Source organism: Legionella quateirensis (assembly GCF_001467955.1).
Classification (GTDB): Bacteria; Pseudomonadota; Gammaproteobacteria; order Legionellales; family Legionellaceae; genus Legionella; species Legionella quateirensis.
Map to the genome: position 1 here is coordinate 372,878 of NZ_LNYR01000012.1, position 12,402 is coordinate 385,279.

Sequence of the window (12,402 nt, forward strand, 5' to 3'; positions counted from 1 at the left end):
AGGAAATCTCATCACTTTGTTCGCAAAGAGGATAATTATCTACCAATCAGCATAAACTGTCGTCTTTACGAACGAAGTGAAGTAATCCAGAATACAGTTCCAATAAGGCTCAGTTCTGGATTGCTTCGCGTTGCTCGCAAAGACGAGTATTAAATTGACCCTTGAGATTTAAATAAATACATTTTCGGTGTTATAAATTATGAGGTGATTAACCCGATCTGAGCCAGCTCTATAATCTTATTAAATAGTAGTTACTTAGCAGTATTTGAGTGAATGATGGTTACCAGAATCCATGTTCTCTGTTGTCAGCTCCTTGTGGCTGAATAGACTAAGATTCATTATGGAATAGCCAACAATATTCTTGCCAACCCAGGTTTCCTGTTCGGTAAATCGCTTCAGCTCAGTCGCGGCCTGGTTTGTTCCTTTTAATACTTTATTGATGTAGGTAAAACAATCATTATCTCCCGGCTTGGCTTTCGTAAAAGTAAACGTCAAATCACAGGGATTGGTCTCTTGAAGTTGTTCATGTAAAACGAGCATATCAAAAATTTGTGATCCACTAACCGTACGGTGTTCTAATTGAGTTGGAACTTGAGATAAATCGGAAGGACCATTGGTAAATTCAATTTGAATTGGCGTCTTGTTCTCGTCAATGTTTATAATAATGCACGCATGATTTCCCAAATACCCCTTAAGAGTAGTACCCACAAATAACGCGCTAAAAGTTAAAATGGTGTATTTCAGGGTACTTTGCGAAATAAAGCGCTGATATAATTCTTCATTTCCATCGAAATACTGCTCCAAGAGCATGTTTTTTACTTTATCTTGATATACGGCTAATGGCTTGATCATCTGTCGTTCTATACTTTGTATGCACTCACCGATGCCATCCATGCAAAATTTCAATTTACGCGTTAAATCATCCATCAATATTTTTTTGGGTAATCTGAATCCAATTGCCGCGCCAATCAAAAAACCAGTTAAAATGCCTAGCAAAAAATAACTGAGCGGATTACCAAAATTCCACAGTCCTCTCGCAAGTCCCGCAACGCCACCAATTAAACCACCAATAATTCCTGTTAATATTGCTAGACAGGTGGAGCCAACATTAATAATAAGATAAGCGATTTGTATGTTTAGAGTTCTGGTTTGAGATAAATTAACCATGTGATTGAAATGATGCATGGTGTTAATAATCTGTTGTTTTATCTGTTCAGGGTCATCGATTTGCTGTATTAAATTACCCAAACTGGAACTCAAACGATTAAGTTCTTTCAAAAACAGGTAGTTTAATTCTGTTTCTTTATTTTGAAGTGATTTAACAATTAACCATAAATAATATTTTGCTTCACATAAAGGTAACGAATTGATACTTTCGATACTTTCATTTACAGCATCCCGATAATGTACGGTAGGCATAAGGGGTACTCCATAATAATATTAATTTCTGTACTGTACGCTGATGTATTTTACACACTCATAAGAGGCTTAACATCAAGCAAACATTGTATGCGACGAGTCTTCACTCCTTTGGGGTTGTGTACGAACTGACTCCAAGTCCAGACAGGAGGTGTACAATTTTTTGATAGAAACAATTGATTCAGATGAAGGATAAGCGCTTCTTTCTCTTTTAGCTCTGGAAGAGTTTGTATATTAAAATCATTCAACCCACGCTGTATAATTCGATAATCATCAAAAATGAAATGAAAACTAGCCATTTGTTGTCTTATTATATCAGCAAAAACCGGAATGACTTTGTCTTCTTTCACGCCATAACAAATATCTCCCACACGTCCTTCAATTGCGGATAACTGGGTAAATAGATGCCCCGATTGATCATCAATCAACACATCATCCAGTCGATATCGAATCATGGGCTGAGTAGTACGTAACAAATCAGTAATAATTGGGATAAAGCGATGTTCATCCAACCATTCTTTTTCTATGATTAAAAATTCTTCATTCATGGTTAAACGATTTGTTCGTTTATCGCTTACAGCAAGAAACCCTTCCGTGCATTGATACACTTGAGATACTTCACACTTGAAGGCATTTTGAATGATGGCTTCATCGTATTTATCAAGAACTTCTGCTACTGAATATATTTTTTTAGGTGATATGGTCAGTCGATTAATTTGTTTTGATAATGCAACTAAAACACTGGCTGGCGCAGACAGAATAGTTGGCTGTAGCGCGTTTAGTCGCTCGATTTGAGTATCAAAATCCTCAAGTAAATCAAAAAAAGTGAATTGAATTTTCTTGCTTTTGTTAAGCGTCATATAGAGTTTATTATTTGCCCTCAGGAAAAAAGCGATACGTTCATGTGTCTTCAAACCTGATGGGAGGACTTTTGCCAACAATATCCCCGCCCACATGCTGCGCTCCTTGCTGCTTACAAGAAACAGACCTCGTTGACTGGTTGTACCTGATGACAAACCTACTGCAATGTTATCAATCAGGGCTGTAAAGTCGCGTGACTGTTCTGCTTTTAGAGCAAGATTGAGTGCATCATTCATTTTGATCCCGGCGGTATTGATTGAATCAAAATGTTCCATCATTATTTTTTTATTAATAATAGGCCATTGCTCAAAGGGTTTATCCAAATATTCTTTATAGAATGGCGATTTTGATAATGTGTTTTTTACCAGTGCCTTAAATTTTTTTTGTTGGTAACGAAGAAGTTGCTCTCTTGATTTAAAAGACCGCTGTAAGATCAATGTTTTAAAATAGTAATACACAATCCGAAATATCATTTAGAATTACCTTTTAAGGTTACAGCGATTTTCTTGCAATGAGATGGAATGATGTCTATTTCCTTATTTGTTTTGCTTAAAGAATGCAAATTTTTAATGGTTTGAAGGTATTCCTTTTTATCGTGGTGTATTAGATAGGTCAACTCTGAGGGATAATCCAGCTCTTTAAATGTTTCTTGATGCCAACAACTGTCAGCAACTAAAAAAGTCTCTTTTAATGAGTTAAAATACAAACCAATTTGGCCTTTTGCATGACCAGGTAAGCTTATTGCAATAAGTAAACCATCATCGAAGAGGTCGAAACCAGAAGTAAAAGGTAAAAGACTGGGAGTAAGAGGGATTTCATCGTTTAACACGATTAAACGTTGATAAAAATCATCAGGCAAGAGTTTCGGTAAAAAGCCTTGTAATAACGCCCTTATTCCTTTTTTATTCTTAATATCCTCAATTGCAGCAGGATGACAAATATATCGCGCATTAGGAAAATCAATTATTCCGCCAATATGATCCGCATGAAAATGAGAAATTACGATATAATTGATTTCTTCAGGCTGAATATTGTGTTGTAACAGCTGCTCTTTTAAAGACTTTTGTAACACTACAGGTGTTAAATGACGATACAGAGAGAAGGGGAATTTTTTTGTTAAATGAAAAAAACGATCACTGTATCCTGTATCAAATAAAATATAACCATGATGAGGATGTTTTATCAGAGCACAGAGTGCTGGATACTCGGACTGTTTCAAACGCCCGCTTTTTAAGGTCATTCGCTCGCAGTGACGGCAATAACCGGCTTCAAATAATCGGTATTCAATCATAATGAATTACACCATTTTGTATACAACTCGATGCCTTGTTCAATGCTTACTTTGGGACTGTAATTTAAATCCCTGATCGCCGCATCAATATTTAATGTCTGGCCATAATGAAGGACTCCCGCACTGTAGCGGGTTAAAGGCGGTTCTTTTTTTATGAAAGGAAGGCCATAAACTAATTCAAGGCATTGGGCAAATGTCCGCGCCTTTGAATAGGAGATCCTTCGAGTATTTAATGGTTTTTGTAAGGCACTAAACAGGAGTTCAAGTATGGCGATTAACGTTTTTGGTTCACCATTGGTTATATTATATTTCTTTCCATAAAATTTGGGATCAGCTTGGGACGCCAGAATCAAACCATCCACCACATTATCCACATAAGTGATATCGATCAGGTTTTCACCAGTACCTATAATGGGCAGCACACCGTTTTTTTCCGATTTTAATATGCGCGGGATGATTGAGCGATCATAAGGTCCAAAAATAGCTCTTGGACGTAAAGTAATCACCTTGAGTTCTTTTGTTTTATACGCTTCATCTATTACAGCCTCAGCTAATAATTTTGTCCTCACATAATGATTTGCTGGAGTTTCAGGTAATTGTGTATTTTCTTTAATATCATGACGATGGTTAAAATCAAAGTAGATACTGGGCGAAGAAACATAGACAAGCCGTGTCTCAGATGGTGTCGCTTCAATTACATGTTGGGTAGCCAATACATTTGCTTCGTAAAAATCCTTATAGGATCCCCACGGACTGGATAGCGCAGCACAATGAAAAATTACATCCGTATTTCGTGTTATGGTTTTAAGGGAATCTCCTTGTTGCAAATCCAGAGCAATAAATTTTGCACCCATTTGATTGAGTACGTTGCCTAACACTTTATTTCGTCCCAACGCGATGACATCATGACCTTGATCGAGCAAACGTCGCGTTAGATTCATTCCAAGACATCCAGTACTTCCTGTTACTACACAACGCATATCAATACTCCAGAATAATTCCACCTGCGCTCAAGCCGGCGCCTGTGCCCAGTAAAAAAACCAGTTCACCTCGTTGAATTTTTTTAGAACGTACTAAATGATTCAATACCGTAGGTATTGAGGCGGCTATTTGATTACCATGTCGAGAATATATATCTACAAATTTATGCTCAGGAATATTAAGTCGTTTTCGAATATGATGCATCGCAAGCAAACTGGCTTGATGAGGGACAACCCAGTGAATATCAGCCATTGTAACACCAGCTTTTGCCATTAATTCATCGGTCATCTGCCCTACTAACTTACTGGCTAATTTAAATACTTTTTTACCATCCATGTAAAACAAACCAGAGAGTGGATCATGACAGGATTGCATTGGTGGGATCCGAGTTCCGCCCGCTTTTACCTGACAATAGGTAGACCCACTGCTGTTTGTGATGAAATGTGAACTTAAAATACGATGGGAACCATCACTTTGCTCTACCAGACAAGCCGCAGCTCCATCACCAAAAATGGTGCAGGTTTCCATATCCCCCCAGTTAATACCTGAGGAAGCGATGTCGCTTGAAACAATTAATATTCGCTTAAAACGACCACCCTCGATTAGATAAGAAGCAATATCCAGGGCTGTAATGAAACTTAAACACGTGCTGTTGATATCAAAACAGCTAATTCCCGATTCCTCAAGACCCAATTGTTTTTGAATTAACGCCGCGGTGCAAGGAATAGGTTGTTCCCCTACTCCACTGGCGCTGATGATGGCGTCGATATCACTTAAATTAATCCCTGCCTGTTTTATGGCTTCTAATGCTGCCTTTGCACCCATATAAGATGTTGTTTCTTCAGGAGACGCGAAGTGTCTGGAAATTAGTCCCGACTTTTTTTCTACGGTACCCGGAGACAATCCCAAGCGCTCATCCAGTTCAGTAGACATTACTGTCTTTAAAGGTAAGTAATTACCAGTTCCTGTGATTTTTATGGCAGGCATAGACTATCCCTCTTAAAAAATTGGTCATTGATAAGCAATATGATTTTTTTCAAAAAAATCATAATCCCTGGCGAAAAAATAACGACTTAATTGATAGATTCCATAAGTAATGAACGGAGCCGCAAACACATCAATACTGTAATGGATGTGACCAACAAGAACGGTGTATGAAAAAAATAGACTGGCACTGCCGCAGATATAGCGAATTAACGTGTTACTCCAGAACATCAGAAGAAGTAAAAATGGTCCACCAACGTGGCCAGAAAAAAACAGATCACCGTTAAACAGAAAAAAATTAGTGAAATTATCGGGTATCGTGAGATTATTCGCAGGCGCCCCTAAATGGGTAAGACTTATAAAGACACTTCGTACAAGGATAAATAAGGCCGCAGTTTTTGTAACAAAGGGGAGTGTTTCGGGACGAAGTAGAAGATAGAATGAAAATATAAACCAAAATAACATGCTAGCATACACATGGATAAACGTTACATCACGGACATTCAGATTACTCAGGATTAAATCATTAACACTATTTCCCGCAACTTCAGTAGCATAAGTTCCGGCAAAATTGGCTACGATAAAGCTTAGGATCAGGACACAAAAACCACTAACGAGTCCCTGCACATAACGTCGTTCCTGAAATAATGAACCATAAGAAATCGCTACATTTTTCATTTTTTACAAATCCGCTGATAAAGTTGTTCATATTGTATTGCTGTGTTACCAATATCATGAGTTAAAGACAGTGTTCTGCTTTCCATCCCCATCTCGCGACACTTATCCGTATTTTCAAGCAATTCAATCATATATCTGCTGAGTGTATTCGTATCATCAGGTCTAAAAAGATACCCATTGACACCGTGCTTGATCAATTCAGGCAGAGCCATAGCATTTGCCCCCAGTAAAGGAAGGCCTGAGGCTATCGCTTCCAAAGCAACAATACTCTGTAACTCAGCAGTACCCGCATGAACAAAACAATCAGCCAGTCCATAAATTTTGGGGTAATCATCATCGGCTAAATAGCCTGTAAAGGTTATATGCTGGGAAATATTCAGTTCCTTCGCCAAATATTCCAGTCGTTTTTTCTCTGTCCCATTACCGGTTAATACCAAATGACAATCAAGTTGTTGAACAGCCTGATAAAAAGCATGAATAACAACAAAAAGATTCTTTTCTTTATCCAGTCGACCAGTATAAAGAAGCGTGGGTTTAACGGGTATATTAAATTGCTGGCGCAAGAAATCGGCATCTTGTGCCGGTTTGAATTTCTGTAAATCGATTCCGCAGGAAACTGGATAAATTTCTTTTTTTAACTGCGTTTGCTCCAGAAGTTTTACTGCAGTTTTAGTTGGTGTTGTGACTACATCAACAGTAGACAGCATGGCAACAATGTTCTTCCAACACATGCTGTGAAACCAACTCTCAAACCGTTTTGGCAAATAAGTATAGTGAAAGAAATTTTCAGGCATAAAATGATTGGTAGCAAGCATGGGAATACCCATACTTAAACAAATACGATGACAAATAGAACCTAGAAAAAATTTTCCCTGGATATGCATCACCTCAGGATTGTAATCCGCTATTGCCTTTTGTATCCCTTTTTTAATAAAAACAGGCCAACACACCCGAAAATTTTTATAAAGAAGAATGGGCCATGAACGAACTCGATACAATCTAACCCCATGATATTCACCATAATTTTGGCGGAATGTTCTTGACGGGCAAATGACTAGAACTTCATGCCCTCTGTCCTGAAGGGATTGCGCTAAACGATGAGTAAAATAGGCACCACCATTTAAATCAGGAGGATAACTATCGAGTACCATCATAATTCTCATTGCACTCTCTCATTAAGTTGAAGGAGTTTTAACGTGGCTCGAAAAAGAACAAAACGAGGTTTATGTCTAATTAAAGAATGTATATCAATCTCCTGAAAATTCTTTATTAATTTATTGATGTAATTAATAAACCTATAGAACAGAACACCAATAACTAGCCGAAAATCTATCACAATGTAAAAAATATATCAATAATCGAATAGGCATTGTAAAGAAGTAAGAATCATGCAAATCGAATACTGGTAGATTAACAATGCTCAATTAATTGATAAATAATAATTTTTTTACAATATTAATACAATTAATAACGGTTATTAGAAAAACAAATACTGAAACAGTCTTCTCAGCGAACAGACTCAATAACCTGGAATTTATCGAGCCAGATCCTCTGACAAGGATAAATAGATTAAACTAATCCAGACCTCTTCATGAAGCGACACGATTCAAAAAAAGTACCTGATAAGGGTCTATACTTAAGCCAGTAGTAAAATTATTCGTCATAATCAATGAATTTATTGAAAAACAAGGAGTTAGTTATGTTGACCTGGGCACTCATATTTCTCATCATTGCAATAATTGCAGGTTTATTTGGTTTTAGAGGAGTTGCTTCTACTGCAACAGGAATTGCGAAGGTACTCTTTTTCCTGTTTATCGTTATATTTGTAGTCCTGCTCGTATTAAATATACTTGGAGTTGTTCCTCAACCACTCGCAACCGTTAATTAAAATTCATCCTAATGTCGCTTCTGATTGAAACACAGCTGTAAATGATTTACAGCTGTGTTTCAATATTTATAGGAATTAAATCCTTAGAACCTACTTCATTAAGAACAGATTATTAATGGATTGCTCTACATAGTTCTTAACTTTGCCTGGCTCGCTCGTTTTATTAATAGTTTCTTAATCTTTTTGGCTTAAAATACAAACATTAAATTACATTTAAGGACATATCGAGTAAATTATGCCAGATCTTGAATTGAACTTTGCTATCCCGCTCCATTTATTTGACGACGAAACTGTTTTTACGCATGATGCTACTAATGATAACTCACAGGCCAGCTCCTCGTATTCGAGCAAATCAAGCCCAGCCTCGGCGAATGCGAGGAAACGAACAAGCCGTAAGGAAATGTCAGGTCCTCCATCCAAAGAACCAGCCAATACCAAATCCAGGCGCGCCAATAGCCAGAACAATAAATTATCCCTGGCCGATAGGCTAACAAAATACAACATAGACGAAGAGTTCTACCAAACAAGGTCTGATTCGTTGCTAAGTCTAAATTACACAAAAAAGCAAATCGAACGACTGATTTTATATAAAGGCAGAACATCCGCTGTTCAGCAACTGCTCTGTAAACACGAGGAACTGTTGAACCTCATCTCTCCTGATGGGCTGGGGCACAAGGAGCTAATTAAAATTGCGGCTCGCAACGGCGGAGGAAACAATCTTATAGCCGTACTGTCATGCTATGCAAAACTCAAAGAGATGGGCTTTTCATCACAGCAAATTATCCGCATGGTATCCCATGCTGGTGGCGCAAACAATTTGAAGGCTGTCACAGCCAACCATGACGACCTTCAAAACATGGGATTTAATGTCGAACAAATTGTCCGTATGGTATCTCATAACGGTGGCTCAAAGAATTTGAAAGCTGTTACAGACAACCATGACGACCTTAAAAACATGGGATTTAATGCCGAACAAATTGTCCGTATGGTATCTCACGGTGGCGGCTCAAAGAATTTGAAGGCCGTCACAGACAACCATGACGACCTTAAAAACATGGGATTTAATGCCGAACAAATTGTCAGTATGGTATCTAATAACGGTGGCTCAAAGAATTTGAAGGCCGTCACAGACAACCATGACGACCTTAAAAACATGGGATTTAATGCCGAACAAATTGTCAGTATGGTATCTAACGGTGGCGGATCTCTAAATTTGAAGGCCGTCAAAAAATACCATGACGCCCTTAAAGACCGAGGATTTAATACCGAACAAATTGTCCGTATGGTATCTCACGATGGCGGATCTCTGAATTTGAAGGCCGTCAAAAAATACCATGACGCCCTTAGAGAGCGGAAATTTAATGTCGAACAAATTGTCAGTATAGTATCTCACGGTGGCGGATCGCTGAATTTGAAGGCCGTCAAAAAATACCATGACGTCCTTAAAGACCGGGAATTTAATGCCGAACAAATTGTCCGTATGGTATCTCACGATGGCGGATCTCTGAATTTGAAGGCCGTCACAGACAACCATGACGACCTTAAAAACATGGGATTTAATGCCGAACAAATTGTCCGTATGGTATCTCATAAGGGTGGTTCTAAAAATCTTGCGCTCGTTAAAGAGTATTTTCCTGTCTTTTCCAGTTTTCATTTTACAGCCGATCAAATTGTGGCCTTGATCTGTCAATCAAAACAGTGCTTTCGCAACCTGAAAAAAAATCACCAACAATGGAAAAACAAAGGATTGAGTGCCGAACAAATTGTTGACTTAATTTTACAAGAAACGCCTCCGAAGCCAAATTTTAACAACACCAGTTCGAGCACACCCTCTCCAAGTGCTCCCTCTTTTTTTCAAGGCCCTTCGACGCCAATACCAACACCTGTTTTAGATAATTCCCCTGCGCCGATTTTTAGCAATCCTGTCTGTTTTTTTTCATCTCGCTCAGAAAACAATACCGAGCAATACCTCCAGGATAGCACTCTCGACCTGGATAGCCAGCTCGGAGATCCCACGAAGAATTTTAATGTGAATAACTTCTGGTCACTATTTCCTTTTGATGATGTCGGTTATCATCCACATTCTAATGATGTCGGTTATCATCTACATTCTGATGAGGAGTCACCTTTTTTTGATTTTTAAAACCACTTTGCACAGGACAAAACTGCCGAAAGCTTGCCGGTACGGTAGATTGGCGCTGAACTTCTAACGAACTTCGCGCCCATACTAGTTATAGAAAGTAATGTCATTAAAGAAAACCCCATTTCTTGTGCTTTACGCTTCGAGTATAAAATCACCGTATCCAATTTAAAGCGGCTTTTCTTTGGCAAAGGGGATAAGGCCACGAAACAACACGACAAATCTTCGAAGGCAGAACAAAATAACACTGCCCCCGAATAGCCCGCATTCAATGATGAGAGCCATGAGCCTAAAGAACCCAAAAGACATGGACGCCTTCCTCATACCGCCTATACCAATGCAACCGAACACACCATTACATTGGAGTGCCTAAGCGCCCGCCAACCGTGCCCACTTGACTGTGGTGACATGCATTATCCCATCAATCCCGGCCCTCATTAACTTAAAGTTTATTCTCCCAGACCGTATTAGCCCAGCCTAATAGGACTATTGTTGAACATCTTAATATCATATAAAGTATCAGTACATGTTCTATACAAAATTATAAAAAAAACATAGAATCACCGAGTACCCAATTTGATTCTCTTCCCATTCTTTACGGTTGTTCAAATGAGCCATTTAATCGATTTATCGCTGTTAAAAAGAAATCGCGATTTTAGACTGTTGTATTTAGGACAATTTATATCATTTATTGGAACAATGATTACCTTTGTTGCACTTCCCTATCAAATTTATCACATCACTGAATCTACATTAATGGTTGGACTTTTAAGTCTAGCTCAGCTCGTTCCCTTATTATTTACTGCTCTTGTTGGTGGCGTATTTGCTGATCGGTATAACCGACGTGCTCTTCTGATTATTAGCGAATTACTCCTTGCCGTTGGCTGTTGTTGTCTGGCATTGAACTCCTACAGCAGCACTCCGGATTTAATTATTATCTTTATAGTTGCTTCACTGATGTCCGCAATAACAGGTCTTCATCGCCCTGCTTTTGACAGCATTACACAGCAAATAGTCAAACCGGAAGATTATAAAAATGTAGGTGCGCTTGGAAGTTTCAAATTCAGTTTTTGCATGATTGTTGGTCCCGCAATTGCTGGACTCATCATTGCTCAATATGGAATCGTCATTACCTATCTTATTGACTTATTCACTTTTATTATCTCAATAATTAATTTGAGTTTAATGCACAGCATACCTAAGCCAGTAGAACAGGAGCATCCGTCGATTTTTTCCTCATTAAAGCAAGGAATTTCATTCGCATTCAGTCGTCAAGAATTAATCGGCAGTTATTTCGTCGATTTTTTTGCCATGGTTTTTGCCATGCCTAACGCTCTATTACCTGCAATAGCACAATCGTACGGTGGAGCCAGAACCCTTGGATTACTTTATGCCGCACCGGCAATAGGTTCCCTGATTATTTCTTTTGTAAGTGGATGGACCTCCAGAATTACTCATGATGGAAAAGCCATTGCAATATCTGCTGCATTTTGGGGGCTTGCAATCATTGGTTTTGGTGTTTCGAGTTCATTATGGATGGCAGTACTTTTTCTCGCTTTGTCGGGTGCATTTGACGCAATTAGCGGTATTTTCAGAAGTACTTTATGGAATAATACTATTCCTCCGGAGCTTAGAGGACGCTTGGCTGGAATTGAAATGATAAGCTACTTAAGCGGCCCAAGGTTAGGTGACACACGAGCAGGACTTGTAGCAGCAGGCTTTGGTATCAGCACAGCTCTGATTTCAGGTGGGATATTATGTATTATCGGGGTAGGTTTGTCCTGTTATGCACTACCCAAATTTTGGCATTATAAAACAAAATAAGTACCTGTTAATTCAACTGTGTTTCATTATATATCGAATCGCTCAACACCCCCGGTAACCGTCATCTCGAAAGCAATGAGAGATCTCCTTATACAGGCTATGTGCCTCTGTCTGGAGATCCTTTACTACGTTCTGAGGTATCCCCTCATAATTTCAGATGGGATAATTATCTACCATTCAGTTTAAAAACCAGTCTTTGCGAGCAACGCGAAGCAATCCAGAGCTGTTATTCAATAAGGCTCCGTTCTGGATTGCTTCGCGTTGCTCGCAAAGACGGGAATTACATTGACTATTGAGACTTAAGTAAATACATTCTCGCCGTTATACATTATGAGG

Annotated in this window: 10 protein-coding genes; 3 read left to right on the top strand and 7 right to left on the bottom strand. The window is 38.6% G+C overall.

Features of this window, described 5'->3' with window-relative positions; genetic code table 11:
- Window positions 1-255: 255 nt before the first annotated feature.
- From Lqua_RS06240 to Lqua_RS06270, 7 genes are read right to left on the bottom strand one after another with little or no spacing between them, the layout of a single operon-like run.
- Window positions 256-1,419, bottom strand: a complete 1,164-nt coding sequence (locus Lqua_RS06240; RefSeq protein ID WP_058473414.1) for a hypothetical protein — start codon at window positions 1,417-1,419, stop codon at window positions 256-258.
- A gap of 50 nt (window positions 1,420-1,469) precedes the next feature.
- A complete protein-coding gene (locus tag Lqua_RS06245) occupies window positions 1,470-2,753 on the bottom strand; it encodes a F390 synthetase-related protein (RefSeq protein ID WP_058473415.1) in 1,284 nt (427 codons plus the stop codon).
- Window positions 2,750-3,571, bottom strand: a complete 822-nt coding sequence (locus tag Lqua_RS06250) for an MBL fold metallo-hydrolase (RefSeq protein WP_058473416.1) — start codon at window positions 3,569-3,571, stop codon at window positions 2,750-2,752. Before Lqua_RS06250 ends, Lqua_RS06245 begins: the two co-directional genes overlap by 4 nt.
- Window positions 3,568-4,551, bottom strand: coding sequence for an NAD-dependent epimerase/dehydratase family protein (locus tag Lqua_RS06255; protein ID WP_058473417.1), 984 nt, complete (start codon window positions 4,549-4,551; stop codon window positions 3,568-3,570). Before Lqua_RS06255 ends, Lqua_RS06250 begins: the two co-directional genes overlap by 4 nt.
- Window position 4,552: 1 nt before the next feature.
- Window positions 4,553-5,539, bottom strand: coding sequence for a beta-ketoacyl-ACP synthase III (locus Lqua_RS06260; protein WP_058473418.1), 987 nt, complete (start codon window positions 5,537-5,539; stop codon window positions 4,553-4,555).
- 24 nt (window positions 5,540-5,563) lie between these two features.
- Window positions 5,564-6,214, bottom strand: coding sequence for a phosphatase PAP2-related protein (locus Lqua_RS06265; protein WP_058473419.1), 651 nt, complete (start codon window positions 6,212-6,214; stop codon window positions 5,564-5,566).
- Window positions 6,211-7,368 carry a glycosyltransferase gene (locus Lqua_RS06270; RefSeq protein ID WP_238585539.1) on the bottom strand — a complete coding sequence of 386 codons (1,158 nt, stop codon included), beginning with the start codon at window positions 7,366-7,368 and terminating at the stop codon, window positions 6,211-6,213. Before Lqua_RS06270 ends, Lqua_RS06265 begins: the two co-directional genes overlap by 4 nt.
- A 545-nt stretch (window positions 7,369-7,913) precedes the next feature.
- On the opposite strand from Lqua_RS06270, the gene Lqua_RS06275 reads away from it, so the two are divergent.
- The 3 genes from Lqua_RS06275 to Lqua_RS06285 all read left to right on the top strand — a co-directional run bounded on the left by Lqua_RS06275 (window position 7,914) and on the right by Lqua_RS06285 (window position 12,066).
- Window positions 7,914-8,102 carry a DUF1328 domain-containing protein gene (locus tag Lqua_RS06275; RefSeq protein WP_058473421.1) on the top strand — a complete coding sequence of 63 codons (189 nt, stop codon included), beginning with the start codon at window positions 7,914-7,916 and terminating at the stop codon, window positions 8,100-8,102.
- A 235-nt stretch (window positions 8,103-8,337) separates the two neighbouring features.
- Window positions 8,338-10,245: a hypothetical protein gene (locus Lqua_RS06280; protein WP_058473422.1), complete on the top strand. Its 1,908-nt coding sequence runs from the start codon at window positions 8,338-8,340 to the stop codon at window positions 10,243-10,245.
- A gap of 606 nt (window positions 10,246-10,851) precedes the next feature.
- Window positions 10,852-12,066 carry an MFS transporter gene (locus Lqua_RS06285; RefSeq protein ID WP_058473423.1) on the top strand — a complete coding sequence of 405 codons (1,215 nt, stop codon included), beginning with the start codon at window positions 10,852-10,854 and terminating at the stop codon, window positions 12,064-12,066.
- Window positions 12,067-12,402: the final 336 nt, after the last annotated feature.

Coding starts and splice junctions, on each gene's coding strand:
- Lqua_RS06240 (WP_058473414.1), bottom strand. CDS start 1,419: ATGCCTACCGTACATTATCGGGATGCTGTAAATGAAAGTATCGAAAGT.
- Lqua_RS06245 (WP_058473415.1), bottom strand. CDS start 2,753: ATGATATTTCGGATTGTGTATTACTATTTTAAAACATTGATCTTACAG.
- Lqua_RS06250 (WP_058473416.1), bottom strand. CDS start 3,571: ATGATTGAATACCGATTATTTGAAGCCGGTTATTGCCGTCACTGCGAG.
- Lqua_RS06255 (WP_058473417.1), bottom strand. CDS start 4,551: ATGCGTTGTGTAGTAACAGGAAGTACTGGATGTCTTGGAATGAATCTA.
- Lqua_RS06260 (WP_058473418.1), bottom strand. CDS start 5,539: ATGCCTGCCATAAAAATCACAGGAACTGGTAATTACTTACCTTTAAAG.
- Lqua_RS06265 (WP_058473419.1), bottom strand. CDS start 6,214: ATGAAAAATGTAGCGATTTCTTATGGTTCATTATTTCAGGAACGACGT.
- Lqua_RS06270 (WP_238585539.1), bottom strand. CDS start 7,368: ATGATGGTACTCGATAGTTATCCTCCTGATTTAAATGGTGGTGCCTAT.
- Lqua_RS06275 (WP_058473421.1), top strand. CDS start 7,914: ATGTTGACCTGGGCACTCATATTTCTCATCATTGCAATAATTGCAGGT.
- Lqua_RS06280 (WP_058473422.1), top strand. CDS start 8,338: ATGCCAGATCTTGAATTGAACTTTGCTATCCCGCTCCATTTATTTGAC.
- Lqua_RS06285 (WP_058473423.1), top strand. CDS start 10,852: ATGAGCCATTTAATCGATTTATCGCTGTTAAAAAGAAATCGCGATTTT.